19 protein-coding genes and 1 tRNA gene are annotated in these 14,785 nt (G+C 33.2%); 4 read left to right on the forward strand and 16 right to left on the reverse strand.

Features of this window, described 5'->3' with window-relative positions; translation table 11 throughout:
• Positions 1 to 1,329 carry a TlpA family protein disulfide reductase gene (locus tag R8806_RS00590; protein WP_167513939.1) on the forward strand — a complete coding sequence of 443 codons (1,329 nt, stop codon included), beginning with the start codon at positions 1 to 3 and terminating at the stop codon, positions 1,327 to 1,329.
• On the forward strand, positions 1,329 to 3,950 hold the full coding sequence (locus R8806_RS00595; protein WP_124318205.1) for an alpha/beta hydrolase family protein: 2,622 nt from the start codon (positions 1,329 to 1,331) through the stop codon (positions 3,948 to 3,950). Before R8806_RS00590 ends, R8806_RS00595 begins: the two co-directional genes overlap by 1 nt.
• 636 nt (positions 3,951 to 4,586) lie before the next feature.
• On the opposite strand, the gene R8806_RS00600 is transcribed toward R8806_RS00595, so the two are convergent.
• A tRNA-Gly gene (locus R8806_RS00600) sits at positions 4,587 to 4,659 on the reverse strand.
• A gap of 451 nt (positions 4,660 to 5,110) precedes the next feature.
• The gene (locus R8806_RS00605) at positions 5,111 to 5,797 is read right to left on the reverse strand and encodes a hypothetical protein (RefSeq protein ID WP_124316893.1); all 687 of its coding nucleotides are present in this window, start codon (positions 5,795 to 5,797) and stop codon (positions 5,111 to 5,113) included.
• A 482-nt stretch (positions 5,798 to 6,279) separates the two neighbouring features.
• Between R8806_RS00605 and R8806_RS00610 the strand changes: the two genes are divergently transcribed.
• Positions 6,280 to 6,489 (forward strand): hypothetical protein, encoded by a 210-nt coding sequence (locus R8806_RS00610; RefSeq protein ID WP_151411498.1) that lies wholly within the window; start codon positions 6,280 to 6,282, stop codon positions 6,487 to 6,489.
• Between the two features lie 282 nt (positions 6,490 to 6,771).
• Here R8806_RS00610 and R8806_RS00615 read toward each other — a convergent pair whose 3' ends face one another.
• The 6 genes from R8806_RS00615 to R8806_RS00640 are packed head-to-tail and all read right to left on the reverse strand — an operon-like array spanning position 6,772 to position 9,178.
• Positions 6,772 to 6,948: a hypothetical protein gene (locus R8806_RS00615; protein WP_167513897.1), complete on the reverse strand. Its 177-nt coding sequence runs from the start codon at positions 6,946 to 6,948 to the stop codon at positions 6,772 to 6,774.
• A 2-nt stretch (positions 6,949 to 6,950) separates the two neighbouring features.
• Positions 6,951 to 7,100, reverse strand: a complete 150-nt coding sequence (locus tag R8806_RS00620; protein ID WP_167513898.1) for a hypothetical protein — start codon at positions 7,098 to 7,100, stop codon at positions 6,951 to 6,953.
• A gap of 27 nt (positions 7,101 to 7,127) precedes the next feature.
• Entirely contained in the window at positions 7,128 to 7,346 is a 219-nt protein-coding gene (locus tag R8806_RS00625; protein ID WP_151411499.1) for a hypothetical protein, read from the reverse strand.
• 2 nt (positions 7,347 to 7,348) lie between these two features.
• Positions 7,349 to 7,504, reverse strand: a complete 156-nt coding sequence (locus R8806_RS00630; RefSeq protein WP_167513899.1) for a hypothetical protein — start codon at positions 7,502 to 7,504, stop codon at positions 7,349 to 7,351.
• The gene (locus tag R8806_RS00635; protein WP_151411500.1) at positions 7,504 to 7,890 is read right to left on the reverse strand and encodes a hypothetical protein; all 387 of its coding nucleotides are present in this window, start codon (positions 7,888 to 7,890) and stop codon (positions 7,504 to 7,506) included. Before R8806_RS00635 ends, R8806_RS00630 begins: the two co-directional genes overlap by 1 nt.
• The gene (locus R8806_RS00640; protein ID WP_151411501.1) at positions 7,877 to 9,178 is read right to left on the reverse strand and encodes a hypothetical protein; all 1,302 of its coding nucleotides are present in this window, start codon (positions 9,176 to 9,178) and stop codon (positions 7,877 to 7,879) included. Before R8806_RS00640 ends, R8806_RS00635 begins: the two co-directional genes overlap by 14 nt.
• Positions 9,179 to 9,627: 449 nt before the next feature.
• On the opposite strand from R8806_RS00640, the gene R8806_RS00645 reads away from it, so the two are divergent.
• Positions 9,628 to 9,972: a hypothetical protein gene (locus R8806_RS00645; RefSeq protein ID WP_124318454.1), complete on the forward strand. Its 345-nt coding sequence runs from the start codon at positions 9,628 to 9,630 to the stop codon at positions 9,970 to 9,972.
• Here the strand turns inward: R8806_RS00645 and R8806_RS00650 are convergent.
• From R8806_RS00650 to R8806_RS00685, 8 genes are all read right to left on the reverse strand, one after another.
• The gene (locus tag R8806_RS00650) at positions 9,953 to 10,300 is read right to left on the reverse strand and encodes a hypothetical protein (RefSeq protein WP_124318455.1); all 348 of its coding nucleotides are present in this window, start codon (positions 10,298 to 10,300) and stop codon (positions 9,953 to 9,955) included. The genes R8806_RS00645 and R8806_RS00650 overlap by 20 nt on opposite strands.
• Positions 10,301 to 10,585: 285 nt before the next feature.
• Positions 10,586 to 11,422: a hypothetical protein gene (locus R8806_RS00655; RefSeq protein WP_151411502.1), complete on the reverse strand. Its 837-nt coding sequence runs from the start codon at positions 11,420 to 11,422 to the stop codon at positions 10,586 to 10,588.
• On the reverse strand, positions 11,419 to 11,619 hold the full coding sequence (locus R8806_RS00660; RefSeq protein ID WP_124318453.1) for a hypothetical protein: 201 nt from the start codon (positions 11,617 to 11,619) through the stop codon (positions 11,419 to 11,421). Before R8806_RS00660 ends, R8806_RS00655 begins: the two co-directional genes overlap by 4 nt.
• A 212-nt stretch (positions 11,620 to 11,831) precedes the next feature.
• Positions 11,832 to 12,119 carry a DUF6804 family protein gene (locus R8806_RS00665; RefSeq protein ID WP_124318472.1) on the reverse strand — a complete coding sequence of 96 codons (288 nt, stop codon included), beginning with the start codon at positions 12,117 to 12,119 and terminating at the stop codon, positions 11,832 to 11,834.
• 27 nt (positions 12,120 to 12,146) lie between these two features.
• Complete coding sequence (locus R8806_RS00670; protein ID WP_124318473.1) at positions 12,147 to 12,638, reverse strand: hypothetical protein; 492 nt, start codon at positions 12,636 to 12,638, stop codon at positions 12,147 to 12,149.
• 192 nt (positions 12,639 to 12,830) lie between these two features.
• Positions 12,831 to 13,175, reverse strand: coding sequence for a hypothetical protein (locus R8806_RS00675; RefSeq protein ID WP_124316950.1), 345 nt, complete (start codon positions 13,173 to 13,175; stop codon positions 12,831 to 12,833).
• Between the two features lie 26 nt (positions 13,176 to 13,201).
• Positions 13,202 to 13,528: a tellurite resistance TerB family protein gene (locus R8806_RS00680; protein ID WP_124316949.1), complete on the reverse strand. Its 327-nt coding sequence runs from the start codon at positions 13,526 to 13,528 to the stop codon at positions 13,202 to 13,204.
• A gap of 622 nt (positions 13,529 to 14,150) precedes the next feature.
• A complete protein-coding gene (locus R8806_RS00685) occupies positions 14,151 to 14,654 on the reverse strand; it encodes a JAB domain-containing protein (protein WP_124316948.1) in 504 nt (167 codons plus the stop codon).
• Between the last annotated feature and the right edge of the window lie 131 nt (positions 14,655 to 14,785).

A 14,785-nucleotide genomic window follows, 5' to 3' on the forward strand; every position in this document is an offset into this window, starting at 1 on the left:
ATGATCAGATTATTATATTTTCTCTTTTGTATTTTGCAGGTGGGAAGCCTTCAGGCTGAAGGTTTTGCCACAGTAAAAGGACGTGTATCGGGAGAGCAGCAACCTTTGAATATACAATTGATGAGAGTAGAAAATGGAGTACCGGTAGAATATGCCGGTACTTCCATTGCTTCCGGGGGAAGTTTTGCTTTCATGTTGGAGCCGGAAGAAAATCAACCTTATTATTATTTGTATGATGGGAAGGGGTATTGTCGGCTTTATCTGCAGGCTGGTGTGGAAACAGAGGTTGTGTGGGAAGATCAGAATTTTCGTGTAATACAATCCGGGAATGAAGAAAACCGTTTATTGGAAACGTGGCGGGAGATGGAGAGAGAGTTAAAAGGGGATCAGAAGAGTGATACTTATGGTGCATTTTTCCCCCGTTTTGAGTCTGTCAGAAAGAATGTGAACAACTGGTTGAGTGAGGTGGAGCGGATACTTCCGAATTATGTTACGGAATTGAAGGAAATCGTGGAGCTGGATTTGCTGAATCATTTTGTCATGTATGTCGCTAAAAGACAACAGAATTATGAGTCAGAAGAGCAAGAGAGTGCCTACTACCAGCAGATCATGAAAAGTTTTCCTGAAAAGGATAGTCGATCATTGAAACAACCTTATGGCATGGAGTTGTTGAATAATTACTTTACTTATAAGCAGACATTCATTTTCCGCGATCGGGAGTATACTATGGAGGAACGTTTGGCAGAATTGAATGTTCCGGAATTGAAGGCTGAGTATATATTGGCAAAAATACCGACAACCGATTATCGTCGTTATTGCGAATATGAGCGTTATTATATGCCGTTATTGCCGGAAAGCTATCGGCAGCGTATGCGTCATTTACAAGAACGTCCGGTTTCAATTCTCCAGCCGGGAGAATTGGCTCCTAATCTGATGTATCCCGATACAAACGGGCAATTGCATTCTATGGCTGATTTCAAGGGCAAGTACAAGTACATCGATATTTGGGCCACGTGGTGTGTTCCCTGTAAAAAAGAAATTCCTTCTCTACAAAGTCTGGAAAAGGAACTTGAGGGGCAGGATATTGTATTTATCAGCATTTCTATTGATAAAAACCGGAAAGCTTGGAAAGATTTTGTTCGAGTGAGACAATTAGGTGGAACCCAGTTGTGGGCGGGTGATTGGACCGAATTACCTCATGAATTGAAATTAGGTTCTGTCCCACGGTTTATGCTGATAGATCCAGAGGGACGATGGGTGGATGTAAATGCGTCTCGTCCGTCTGATCCTAAATTAAAAGAAATATTGAAGAAATTACTGGGTAAATAATGAACATTAGACAACTGGTTATTGTTTTCCTGATGGGCCTCTGCTTGTTGGGAAAAGGAGGAGAATTGTGTGCAACAGAAAAAGAGGACAGAAATTACCATGAGTTTGAGATCTGGCATAAACTTTTGGAGTATGATCTCTCTCCTGATGGTGAGTGGGGAATGTGGCGTATCCAGTATGCCATGGGGATCGATTCTTTGCATATCTGTCATCTCCGTTCAGGTAAAGAGTATAAATATGCTTCGGCTTCAATGGCTGTATTTGCAGCGAATTCTCGTTGGATAGCGTTTTCAATGCCGGGGAATCATGATGTCTCTGCCGGGGTAGCTTATCAGACCTGTTTGCTTGATTTAGGATCAGGAACGGAAAAAATATTTAAGGGTGCAGAAAGTTTTTCCTTTACGAAAGATAGTCATTATCTTGTATTGAAAGGTCGTGCTGAAAAAGCAATGGAGTTGAATCTTTATCATTTAGAGAAAAAGTTCATCAAAACAATTGCAAATATTAATTCTTACGTGTTAGATCCCACGCATCAATATTTGGCTTATTTGTGTCGAAGTGCAGGAAGTGATGAAAGTCATTTAGAAATTATAAATCTTTCGGATTTCTGCACGATATTCCCAGAGATAGAACAAGCTACATACGAGAATTTGAAATGGGATACATGGGGACTGACATTGGTAAGAGTATGTGCTGATAGTATTCCTGCACATCGTAATAGGGACATTAAAGTGCTTCGGAATATTGGAGGTAAATTGCGCCATTATTCATTGTCAGAAGATATGAAAAATAACTTGCCGGAGAATATGAAGGTAAGCGAGTTTTATACTCCACGTTGGTCTGCGGATGGAAAAGTACTGTTTTTTGGTTTGACTTCCAAGGCTCAAATCAAGTCTGCTGGTCCCAAGGTGGCTGTCGACATTTGGCATTGGCGAGATGGCGAGGTACAATCCAGGCAGAAAGACCGTTATTATGAAAATCGAATGAAAGCATTCCTATGTGCTTGGTGGCCGGAAGAAAAACGTTGGAAACAAGTTATTGACACTACCTTTTCTGGTGTGGCAGCCATTGCACCTAATGGAGATTATGTATTGGCTGTAGATGACAAGCCCTATCGACCTCATTATCGGGAGGCACATCGTGATTGGTACTTGGTACATACCGTTACGGGGCAACGTATTCTTTTGTTAGAGAATACCATATTGTCGTTATCTTTTTCTCGTGAAGGGAAATATGTTTATTATTTCAAGGATAAAAATTGGTGGGCATATCATATTGCACGGGGAAAATTAATTAATTTGACGGATCAGCTTCCAGAAGAGTTGAGTGATGCATATTATGATGGTCCTATTGATATTGCACCTTCTTTCGGGGTAGCCGGATGGCTTACGGGAGATAAAGAATTCTGGTGCTATGATGAGTATGATATCTGGAGTATTGATCCCGTCACGTTAAAGACAAAACGACTTACGCAAGGACGTGAGCAAGGTATTGTTTTTCGGTCCATGCAGCGGGGAAATCCGACGATTGATAAGGAGTTTTTATTGCGGGTTAAAGGTCGTGACGGACAAACGGGTGTATTTCGTTATGATCCGAAAGGACAACATCAACAATTATTGTATGGACCTTATAGCTATTCTCGTTTAGTAAAGGCTGGGGCTAAAGGAGGTTACCTGTTTGCTCGGGAAGATAATATTACTTCTTCAGAATTGTTTTATACAGATAAGGAGTTCCGTGTGGTACGATCTGTAGTTTCAACCCAAAGGCAAAGTGATTCACTACGTTTTAGAAAAAGTGAGTTGATTCATTATCGGAATTCTCGAGGTCAGGAATTGCAAGGTGCTTTGTATTATCCCGTGAATTATCAGGAAGGACAACAGTATCCGATGATCGTTCATCTTTATGAATTGTTATCTCATCGTCTGAATGTTTTCACGCATCCTTCCGCCCGGGAGACTTATAATATGATGAATTTCGTGTTGCAGGGTTATTTCGTCTTCCAACCGGACATTCGTTATGAGATAAATCATCCCGGAGAATCTGCGGCTGATTGTGTCATTGCTGCTGTTCAGGAGGTATTGAAACGTGGGGATATAGATTCGATGCGTTTAGGATTGCTTGGACATAGTTGGGGGGCTTATCAGACCGCTTATATTATTTCTCAGACTCCGATGTTTGCTGCAGCCGTGGCTGGTGCTCCTCTTACGAATATGGTTAGTATGTACAATAGTATATACTGGGAAAATGGGCGTTCGAATCAGGAGATGTTTGAAACTGGACAGGCTCGTTTTCGTTTGCCTTGGTGGGAAATAGGGGAGGAGTATGTTAAAAATTCCCCGATATTTCAAGCACAAAGTATTCAGACTCCTTTGTTAATGTCATTTGGTACGGATGATCGGGCTGTTGATTGGCGTCAAGGGTTGGAATTATATATCACGATGCGTCGCTTGGGAAAACCGTGTATATTGTTGGCTTATAAAGGAGAGGGACATACCATTGGCTTGCTCGAGAATATGTTGGATCAAACGTCTCGTGTGATGGATTATTTTAACTACTATTTGAAAGGCGAACGACCGAAGAGTTGGATCTTGGAAGGTAAAAAATATTCCTTGGAAAACTAGGGGTGTTATGTGCAGTTACTTGAATTTCTAGTTGAGGAAAATTATATCGAAGGTGGGATAACGTCCAGTTCTCAAATCGGGAACTGGACGTTATGATTGAAGAAGATTTGGATTTACTTGATGCAGGTAAAAAATGACTGAAACCATTTTTAATATGATACAGTTAAAAATTGTAATAGTTTCGGTAAAAAACGCCTACTCTTCCTAGAAATTTCATCTTAAAAGGTTTATGGTAAACAGAATTAACTTTTGTTGAAATTGAATCATACCTGAAGTTCAGCTTTCCAGTTTATGTAGAGAACCAAGTGTAATCTAACCGTGAAGTAATCGAGAAGCTACCTCTCGTTCGTTGCTTATTCAGAGCTTAACCGGGGCTTATTCTATCCGGGCTGCATGAGCCACGAGTAAGCTCTGGATCAGTTTCGAAAAAGAGGTACCTTCTCTCTTCATTCTCGGTAGGATTACCATTACTTCTTTTATTTTAACGCGCACACGGGGAGCCGGATAATGATTTGGTTTACATCTTGGTTTACACGGGGGATTTTGCTTACATCATTGCTTACATGAGGGGGTAAAAACCATGAAAATGGCCTGAAATGAAAAAAGCACCTACAATCGTAAGTGCTTTAAAATGAGAGCGGAAAACGGGACTCAAACCCGCGACCCCCAGCTTGGAAGGCTAGTGCTCTATCGACTGAGCTATTTCCGCAATCTATTTATTTATAATCACTTACAACTTGGTAAATGTCTTTTTATTTCTGTGGTTTACCTGTTGGTTTACCTCAATGTAAAATCAGAAATGAAGTAATTTGTTTTGCAAATATTTAAATATCAATATATTATTGTTGATGTTTTCATTCCCAATTTTGATGAAAATCATGAATTTTTTTTATGATTTTACCTAGTTGGTAATAAAAATTTCTCATAAAATTCATAAGATAATGAGTAAAAATGATGTTCTACTGATTATCTCATCCTCTACACTTCAATAGTATTTATATCTTATATATTACAGATTGAAGTGTTGGTGGTTGGTATTTAGCTAGTGTTGCTCATAGGTCATTATTTTTAAAGTTATCAACTATCCTTTTATAGATGTGTGGTTGAATAGGAACTTAAATAAAATGCTTATGATTCACATTTAGTTTCTTCCATTAATCTCATTCCATATTATCTTCTTTCAATTGTTTTTGGAGTATTTTTAAGGGTATAGATGCAGCTATATAACATGAATCTATCTCTTGTATATATTCATATATAAGCATAACATCTCTTTCTAGGAACTCTTTTTGATCTTTATTTTTCAATCGAGAAATGAAGCTCCCATGCTCTAGTGATATAATATTTAAATAATATTCATTATATATAGAATCCTGTTCCCAATCAGCTAATGTTACTTGAATGTTTTTCATTTCTTCTGGGGTGTAGATTTGTAGAATTGTAATGCTATCTGTATCATTAACATTATCATGATCATGATTTATATAGGAAACTTCAATTGATCCCATGATGTTGTTATTATCATCAGGGATAAATATTATCTTTGTGAAGATGTGATTTACTTGATTCCATGTGAGTGATGCATTACTAAGCTTAGCAATTAGATTCTTTCTTTCCATTGGGGATAGGAGAGTATCTTCTTGCATTTTATCATATATATTGATATTAGATGTGATTCTGTGCTGTGCTTCTGTGTATATGTCCAAGTCTTTACTATTATATCCAGATATAATGGTATCTAGAGCTATATTGTAGTTATTAAATTGCGAACTTGTTTTGGTGTTACAAGCATTAAAGGAGATGATAAGGAAAAGGAATGTAATTATGATATTAGATTGTGTTTTCATCGTGGGACAGTTTTATTTGATTTTATATATGATTGATATGTTTTTGTCCTGTATATAGATATGAAATATAGATATTATAAAGTTAGTATAGGGATTAGAAAATTTAGTAATAAAGATTCAGTTTGTAAACTAATTGAATTGAGCTGTACAAACTTGTAGTGGCATCTGACCACCATCCTGTAGTTTCTTTATTAAATTCTCACTTATTTTCATAATATTAATTTTTAATTTTAAATTTTAATTACAAACTCTTAATCTTGAATTATTTACAAAAATAAAACTTTTTAACCTTGTTTCCTAGTAACCTTGTAAAATTTTAATTTACAAGATGTTGTGTTATTTTATCTAATTTCTTAATCTCTATGATATAGCTTTTATAGATTTATATATCTAAGAGAGGTATCTGCTTATTTTTCATAATTCATATTATTTCAATTGTTGTTATTTTATTATATTTGCTGTTATTAATTAAATCTTATATTATGAATTGTCCTAATCAAGAATGCCAGAGTGATATTTTCGATATTAATGAAACATATATAAATGGGAAAGATTATATTGTCATAACTTGTAGCAACTGTAATGCCCATATTGGAGTATTTCCAGATCCCCAACCTCTTCTTGACAAGATCAAAGAACTTGAAAGTAAGATTGAGGATTTAGAAAGTAGAATTAGTGATCTAGAGGGTTAGGATCTAATTCCTTTCTCTCTATTACATAACTTTTAGGTATCTCTATAAAATTCTTTGCCATAGAGTTTGGGATGCATATTCCATATATACTGGATGCCAAAACTATTACTTTATCATTTTCTGCTATTAAAAATCCTACTGTAGTAGTTGGGGTATTGATTTTGAAAATATTGAGTATTCGGATCTAAAGAGATTCCATCTCTATGTTGTACATAAGTTCCATCCCATGTTACTTGCATGAGAGGTGTTTGTTTTATTTCGTTATTCATACTCATGTTCATTTTAAATTGTTAGTTTTTCAGGAGGAAGTTCATAATGTATAAACCCATCTATATAATCCTCTTCTGATAGATTATGTTCTCTTATATATTCATCAAATTCTTCTTGAGAATAAAATACCATATATTCTTCTGTTGCTTTGAGCATTAAGGTTAAAGCATATCCACTTCCAATATTCATAATCATTCATTTTTATTATTTAGATTATTAGTTTCTTCTGGGAGAGGAATAATATTTTCTTCTTCTTTTATCTCTGGATCAGATAATACTGGGAAAATGACATCATTACCTTCATCATCTTTAATCCAAACAATAGGGCAAGGTATAAACATATTTATTCATTTTTATTATTTGAATTATTATTTTTCTTCTGGAAAAAGAGGTATATTCTCAAATAATGGATCTGGAACAGTTATGAATAATATTCCATCTTCATATTCTCCTTCTGATAGATTATTTACTTTTAAATATTCAAAGCTTTCTTTACGTGTTTTAAAACATTTGCATTCCCCAGTAATTTTATTTTCTATAGAATATAATATTCCTAAATGTTCATATTCATCATCATTCTCTTCCATAATTATTCATTTTTATTATTTAACATTGTAGCTCCTCCAATTGCTGTGGGAACTGTAGCATATCCATATTTACTAATTGCATTTATAAATTTACCACTATCTATTAACTGTAGAATTTCTGCCCCTGTTAGTGTGTTTAAATTACATTCATTATTCATTAATTAGTTTCTTTTGGAATAAATTTCTTTGTATCTAGGAATTCAATAATTTCATTATATTTATCATTATCTAATAATTTATAAAACTTGGAAGCTGTAATTATATATTCCTTAAGTTCTGATAGATTCTGAATATTAACTTTATCCAATTTGTTTTGGACTAGTCTTATTTCTTCTCTATTCTTATATTCAGAATAGTTTGTGTTATATCTTCCAAGATCTTTAAACATAAGGTATAATAAATTTAGATTATCCTTATTTACCTCACATAATAATTCATCTTTATTGAAAAAATCAAATATATTAGTGACTACATCAAAATTAGATTTGGCAGAATTATAAAATGTAACAAGTTTAAGTTCATTTAAATTATCATTTGGACTCATTGCTCATATTCATTAATGATTTAACACCTAAAAATCCGGGAATCACACTTGGAGCCAATTTAATTCCTTCAATCAATGTTTTATTATTTGAATCTACTCCTTTTATAAAATGTCTTTTATTTTCAATTATAAATTGTTTAGCTTCTTCATCAGTTAAATCTCTAGTTCCAATTTTATGTTTTACTCTAAATGCCCATAAATCTGAATGTAATTCATCTCCACTTGCAGCCCATTCATTAGAAGTATTTAAGAATTTACTTAATTTATTTCCTACATTAGTATTAGCATTTAGCTTTCCATAAGTTCCACTAGAGTTTAAAACATCTAATGACACTCCATAATTATTTTGTAATAAATGTGTTGCCTCATGGTTAGAAGTTCTTCTAATCTCCTTGGGTTTTCTTAAAATTCCAGAGTTATCTCTACGTTTTATAGCTATATCATTATATCCTTGAGAATCATCAAAATATCCTGTTATAGACTTATTTTTTAAATTTTCTTTTACAGAGCCTAAGTCGGATTCTCCTTTATATTGATAATGATTTCTTTTAGGACTGTTGTCATATAAAATAAACCTATTTATTTCTTCTCCATCCGAATCAAGCATATAACTATATTTATCTCTAACATTTAATCCAGAATTTTTAATTCTTTTTGCAATATTAGGATCAAGATCATATTTAACTAATTCTGGCATATATGGAGAATCTTTATATATTTTATATTTAGATAGATCAGAACTGCCATTCCACATTTGAATTACTTCGTCAATTCCTTTTTGGAAAGCTTTATCTTGTTGTTTTGTTATGATTTTTTCTCCTACTTTTGTTTTGGATGCTAGTTTATATAATTCATCTGGAAGTTTAGAAACTTTAGAAAGTTTTCCAGCACCATAAGGTAACATCTCCAACCCAGCTTGTACACCACCACTAACATAATCACCCTTAGCTGCACTAATCCCAGCATCACCCAAACCTAACACCATCCCTGCAGCTGGATTTAACATAGAAGTCCCAACTGCTGCATAATCTCTTAAATCCAATCCAACTTGTTTCAATTTATCTCCAAAATCTTGAATCTGTTTTAATGTATGATTAAGATTATTTGCTTCTCTAATATCTTTAGAAGGAGCTTGAGATAAATAAGTCCTATTATCTGGAAGCTCCTTTTCTTCTTTCTTCTTCAATCTAGGTTCTAGTTTACTATTTATTCTAGTATTATCTCTAGGCTGAGTTTTCTCTTTTAATCCTCTTGAGTAAGAATTTACTTTATCAAAATCTAAAGCCATTTCTTCATATTTATGTTTAAATTATTAGTTATTTTGTGGTGTAATTACAGCTCAAATAGTTCTTGCAACTTTAAAAATAATTGAGTATTAATTAATTTAATGGGAGGAACTAATTATGATCTGTAATTGCACCTTTTCAAAACCTGTCTTTGTACATGGTTATCGCCGCTTTAGATACGGTAAGTGGGAGGATGTGTCAGCATACTGCCGCAGATTACCTAGAAGGTAATAATATCTAAAGCCATTGCAGAGGGCTTTGTACTCTGCTATTTCTAAGTATTTATCTATCACAAATTTAATATATATTCTCATAATTTCCAATGTGTTATATATTATTTAGAATGAATATAAATAGTTGTTGAGACAACTTTTGTTGATTCTATATATAATTCATCAATTCTTGTCCTTATTTATTATATTTGCTGTTATTAATTTTAAATTTATTCATTATGAGCGATCGTCAAACTTACTTCACTCTTCGTGGTAAATCTAAAAAAGATTATGAGTTTTCTTGTTATTACCCTGAGGACATACTTCCAATTAAAGATTGTGTTTATATTCTAGTTATTGAAACTACATATCTCCATTTACCAGATACTGGAATGGATGTTGTCTTTTGTGGTGAAGTTGATAGTAGTGGTTTAAATTCCATTTCAAAAACTTATGTGTATGATGGTAAGACATATAATATTTTATATGTAGGTGTATTAGAAGAACCCTCACATGATGAGCGAATTAAAATTATAGATGACATCATTCAAGCTTTTCAAGATATTAAAAACTCTTTAGAATAATAATAGTACCATCTTCCATTGTGTATTTATCTGTGAGGTAGGGGCGTTTATATTCTGCTTTTACCTCCTTTTTCTTTTCTTCTGGAAGTTGATCTAACAGAGATTTAAATAACTCTAATTCTTCTTCTGTTGCCTCTAAATGTCCTCCTAATCTAGATGTAATGTATTCCTTATCATTTATTTTTCTAAATACAGAAAAATTAGGGTGTTCATAAGTAATAGCGTATATAGTCCCTTCTTCATTTTTAAATGCGGCTATGGGATATTCTGTACTTTGGTAACGCCAAGTAACTTGAATTTCTTTTGGTGTTTCTATTTTTGTGTACATAATTCATGTTCATTTTAAATATTTGTTATTAACCATATAATAGTTATAGGATTAAATCCGATTACTAATAACCATATTAAATATTTCCATTTTCTTATATAGCCATAGTATATAATTGAAGGAATTAGTAATATGATAGCCATTAGCAATATATAATCTGATATGTTAGATAATTGTTTCCAATATACTAGATTACATATTCCCCAATATTCTCTTAATGCGATTGCTATTAACATTGATGATATAACACTAAGATTTAATCCTGCAACTATTAATAATGGTAGTTTATTGGTAGTATTTATCTTCATTTGTATAATAATTCTTCATGTTATCTCTTAATAGAAATGATCCTTGTTTTGGATCAAATTTAATATCTTCACGTATTCTTAAAGTTTTTTCTCTTTCTGGGATACTATATTTACCTGTATATCTTGAAGGAAAATCATAAGTATCATATAATTTAATGGTATTAGTATTCTTATCCCATTTCATGCCAAACTTACCTAATATCTCTAATCCAGAAGCCCTATCTTGTATATAATTAGGATTTCTTTTAACTTCTTTGATTGACATATGTTCCTTAGCCTGTTGAGCTTTTCCTGAATCTAATAATTCCTTACCAAATTTGTACATATCATTCATTGTATCTTCTTCTGGTAATTCTGGATATTTTTCTTTGTATGTTTGATAGTTTCTTACTATTCTTCCCATGTTAAGAGTGTCAGCCAATGCTTGAACTCTTCTAGCTACTGGTTGAGGAACCCCAACATATTCTGAATTAGACCCATTTTCTTTATCCCAATTAATTTTAGATTTAGTATCAGGAACTAATGTTTTATTTCTACCTAAGTTTAAATAGTGTTTCCAATATGCTTCTTCTACTGGAGTTGCCATATCATTTTCAGGTCTTAGAGGTATAGTAGAGCCTAACCAACTATAAATTGGAAAAGTTGAATATCTTAATGTGGAGAAAAGATTAAACCCATCTGCTGGATTTATAAAATTATAGGCTCTTTCTGCCTGTGTCTGTTTAATAGGTTCATCCTTTTTCACTATTCCACCTTTACTAAATTTTCTTACTTTATTCAAATAAGCATTTACTTTCTCAAAATCTATCATCATTCTACAGTACTAATAAATTCACCTTCATCCTTAGTATTATATAATATCTCTCTAACTAATAACTTCCCAGCCTCAATTGCAGCATCATCAGTGCCTTCTTTAAATAACTCTTCTAACCTCTCAGTTACCTTTGGTCTGAATATAATCTCATTCTTCTCAATCTCAGCCGCTTGTTTAGTGGAACCTCCTTTTTCCATTAGGACAGGGATTCCTTTGTTAGTGACTACTCCTTCAACATTGATGTTGTGTTTTCTGGCGTGTAATGCTCCGATTGGTAGGAGGTTTACATCGTTTTCTTTGTCTTTTAGATATTTTCTGTAATGAGTGATGAATTTGGCTCCTTTCTATAGCCTCACTATTTAGAGGGACAAATCTAGTTCATTCTATATATAATTCATCAATTATTGTCCTACTCCTTATTTCTCACAATCTGGATAATAAATAGGATCATGGCAATAATATCAATCATCATCCATGCTCCTTTGTCATGTAAATAAACAGGAATAATAGGATTAAATAGTATAGCAACAATCCCAAACATGATGCTCCATATATTTATCCCGTTACTTGAATTTTGGAATGCTGCAATAACAGCACCAATGGTTATGGCTATTCTCACTAGGGTATAAAATCCCCCTGTGATTGGTAGGAGAGCTATTCCTAATATGATGCAACAAGCTATGTAAAGAGGTTTCATATTAGTAGTAATTGAAGTATCAGATTTCTATTTAAGGGTTAAGAACATTTTTCCTTGCGTGTTACCAACTTCCATTTTGGCTGAAGAAATGCGACCTGTTTTATTTTTCTGTATTGTTAATTGTATTTCAAATTTTATATATTGTGAAAACAGGTTTCCATTTACTTGTGCAAATTGAATTGGAATTGTGGGTAAATAATTATGAGATAATAGTGTACCTTTATATTGCTGCTCGCTTTCATAATAATAATCGTATGATTTGAATTGAGCTTTATCTAGGATGAAACTTTCTTCAACAATATTTTTTGAGTTATAAAAATTGATTTTGATTTGATCATCGAATTTAGTTATGCCGACTTTAGTTCCTAGCAATTTTCTTTTTATAGATTGTTGATCTAAAGAATAGGCTTTACTACTTGAAAATGAGACATCTGTTATTGTCAGTTTTTTTTCTTTACTACAAGCTGAAAATAGTAATCCAAGTATCAATAAGATTGGTATTATTTTGTATTTTTTCATACGGTGATTTATTTATTATTAGTAATTAGATAATAGTATCTTGGTGAATGGTTGAAATTTAATCGAATATCATAACTAGAATGCCTATAATAAAAGCCCAGATTATAGCTTTAATGATATAATGGGTAATCATTCCTGTTTTAAATTCTTCCCTGTCCATGATAAATTTTTAATTGCTATTACGATAGAATGTTAGGGTATAAATATAATATCCTCACCTTCTCTTGTTTTAAAATTGGGTTTACATTGGTTATATTCACATTGGTACATTAAATTCTGTATTTTCTGAAATAGAGCTACATCATAAAAAAGTCCACCAAATTCTTTTGTTGCGGTCAGTAGAATTTTCAATGTATCTATCTCAAGCTTGGTCATGCCATCTTGTTTTAACTCAGCCATTATTTGTGTTGCTTTTTGACGCATATATTGAGGTATATCAGAGAATCTACTGAGTGGTTTAGAAGTATTATAATTCACTAACTTGTTTAATCCTTTACAAAGTGTAGCTGTGTCTTTAGATGAAAATTTTACTAGCATATTTATTATATTTTGAGTGATCATTATTAAAGTAATTTGTTTATCCCCGTAGATTCAATGATAATATTAAATAATTGCATTTCTTGGGGAGCTTCTTTACCGTCTGCCTTTATCATCTCTATAAGCATTTTAACAAGAGCGAGTTTTTTATTATCAGACATGGTTTTTATAAGAACTAGAGAAAGTAAGATGTTCTGTTCTTTCCCTTGTTCAAATTCTTCTTGAGTGATTCCGATTGTGTTTTGTATTTGATTAAAATATAAAACTTCTCTTAAGTCGACATCGTTATCAACATTCATCATTCCAATTAAAATAGATGTAATAGCAATGCGTTCAATTTTATTAAATTCCATGGTTACTAGTGTATTTTTCCTCAATTCCCAGAAGGTATTATATAAAAAGAAAAGCGTGGGAACTGTTAGAATTATCGCAACTGAGGGTCTGGACTCCCTACACACGGATAAAACGACACCCCACGCTAAACCATTATATGCAAGTCGTATATATGGCAAGCATGAACGTTTGTATCGCTTATCCTCGTGTGTTGAAATTGTCCAGATTTCAGTTACAGGATAAAACTAAACGCCTTCTATATTTAAATTCCATCACCAGATCGCTCTAGTGACACAACAAAGATATAGAATAAATGGCATTTAACAAACGTCCACGAAGGGGTGTCGATTGCAAAAATATTAAAATTTAACATGATAATCTTCCGATCAATGATTTTCACCTCTCTGGCTGCCTATTCAATATAAACAACCAAAGAGGTGAAAATCCTTACCCTCTCTTGGATAGTAACAGGATTATAAAAAAGATAAAAACAGCACAAGATTCCACTATTGCTGATTTTGGATAGATGGTGAACAAGGCAATGGTGTAACCCATGAAAGTGATCAAGATCATCACCATGTACCGTTTTAAATTCCTTTCAAATTTCTTATCTCTCATCTATCTTGAGTATAATTATTCCTCCTAGTAACCTTCCTCTGAATAGCTGGAATAACCATCTTCCCCCACGATAATATGATCCAGACAATTCATGTTTAACAGCTTGCAGGCCTTCATCATGTTCTTGGTTATTTTTATATCCTCTGGACTGAAAGCCAAACTCTGGCTTGGGTGGTTATGGAATATAATTAGATTGACCGCATTGGTCTTTACCATCAATTGCAAGGTGGTTCTTGGGTCTATGATAGTATGCTCTTGATTCCCGACACTGAGCCTTGCGACACCTAACACCTTGCAGCTTGTATTTAATAGCATCACCCATGCTTCCTCATGGTGATATAAACAACCTTCAAAAAAGGGTTTGATGAGTTTATATGCCTCCATCGCCATCGTGACCCTTGGTCTATCCTTGGGTTTAACCTCTGGCTTGTATTTAATCTCCACCTCTGATAATAGTGTTAGATCATCACAATCTTCTCCCGCTTTAGTTTCATTGATGAGTGGTGATGATAGATTCTTTTCATTCATGATTATAAATTTAATTGATAAGACACTGGTTTTAAATAGAGAAGTGGATGAAAAATGAATGAAGTATCACCATGAATCATCCTCTTTCCATCTTGTTTTTATTTAAAGCCATGTTGGGGGATGTAAGAGGG

This window comes from Butyricimonas faecihominis, from assembly GCF_033096445.1.
Lineage (GTDB): Bacteria > Bacteroidota > Bacteroidia > Bacteroidales > Marinifilaceae > Butyricimonas > Butyricimonas faecihominis.

Bases quoted from the DNA above. Each gene is read 5' to 3' on its own strand.
- R8806_RS00590 (WP_167513939.1), top strand. From the start codon at position 1: ATGATCAGATTATTATATTTTCTCTTTTGTATTTTGCAGGTGGGAAGC.
- R8806_RS00595 (WP_124318205.1), top strand. From the start codon at position 1,329: ATGAACATTAGACAACTGGTTATTGTTTTCCTGATGGGCCTCTGCTTG.
- R8806_RS00605 (WP_124316893.1), bottom strand. From the start codon at position 5,797: ATGAAAACACAATCTAATATCATAATTACATTCCTTTTCCTTATCATC.
- R8806_RS00610 (WP_151411498.1), top strand. From the start codon at position 6,280: ATGAATTGTCCTAATCAAGAATGCCAGAGTGATATTTTCGATATTAAT.
- R8806_RS00615 (WP_167513897.1), bottom strand. From the start codon at position 6,948: ATGAATATTGGAAGTGGATATGCTTTAACCTTAATGCTCAAAGCAACA.
- R8806_RS00620 (WP_167513898.1), bottom strand. From the start codon at position 7,100: ATGTTTATACCTTGCCCTATTGTTTGGATTAAAGATGATGAAGGTAAT.
- R8806_RS00625 (WP_151411499.1), bottom strand. From the start codon at position 7,346: ATGGAAGAGAATGATGATGAATATGAACATTTAGGAATATTATATTCT.
- R8806_RS00630 (WP_167513899.1), bottom strand. From the start codon at position 7,504: ATGAATAATGAATGTAATTTAAACACACTAACAGGGGCAGAAATTCTA.
- R8806_RS00635 (WP_151411500.1), bottom strand. From the start codon at position 7,890: ATGAGTCCAAATGATAATTTAAATGAACTTAAACTTGTTACATTTTAT.
- R8806_RS00640 (WP_151411501.1), bottom strand. From the start codon at position 9,178: ATGGCTTTAGATTTTGATAAAGTAAATTCTTACTCAAGAGGATTAAAA.
- R8806_RS00645 (WP_124318454.1), top strand. From the start codon at position 9,628: ATGAGCGATCGTCAAACTTACTTCACTCTTCGTGGTAAATCTAAAAAA.
- R8806_RS00650 (WP_124318455.1), bottom strand. From the start codon at position 10,300: ATGTACACAAAAATAGAAACACCAAAAGAAATTCAAGTTACTTGGCGT.
- R8806_RS00655 (WP_151411502.1), bottom strand. From the start codon at position 11,422: ATGATGATAGATTTTGAGAAAGTAAATGCTTATTTGAATAAAGTAAGA.
- R8806_RS00660 (WP_124318453.1), bottom strand. From the start codon at position 11,619: ATGGAAAAAGGAGGTTCCACTAAACAAGCGGCTGAGATTGAGAAGAAT.
- R8806_RS00665 (WP_124318472.1), bottom strand. From the start codon at position 12,119: ATGAAACCTCTTTACATAGCTTGTTGCATCATATTAGGAATAGCTCTC.
- R8806_RS00670 (WP_124318473.1), bottom strand. From the start codon at position 12,638: ATGAAAAAATACAAAATAATACCAATCTTATTGATACTTGGATTACTA.
- R8806_RS00675 (WP_124316950.1), bottom strand. From the start codon at position 13,175: ATGCTAGTAAAATTTTCATCTAAAGACACAGCTACACTTTGTAAAGGA.
- R8806_RS00680 (WP_124316949.1), bottom strand. From the start codon at position 13,528: ATGGAATTTAATAAAATTGAACGCATTGCTATTACATCTATTTTAATT.
- R8806_RS00685 (WP_124316948.1), bottom strand. From the start codon at position 14,654: ATGAATGAAAAGAATCTATCATCACCACTCATCAATGAAACTAAAGCG.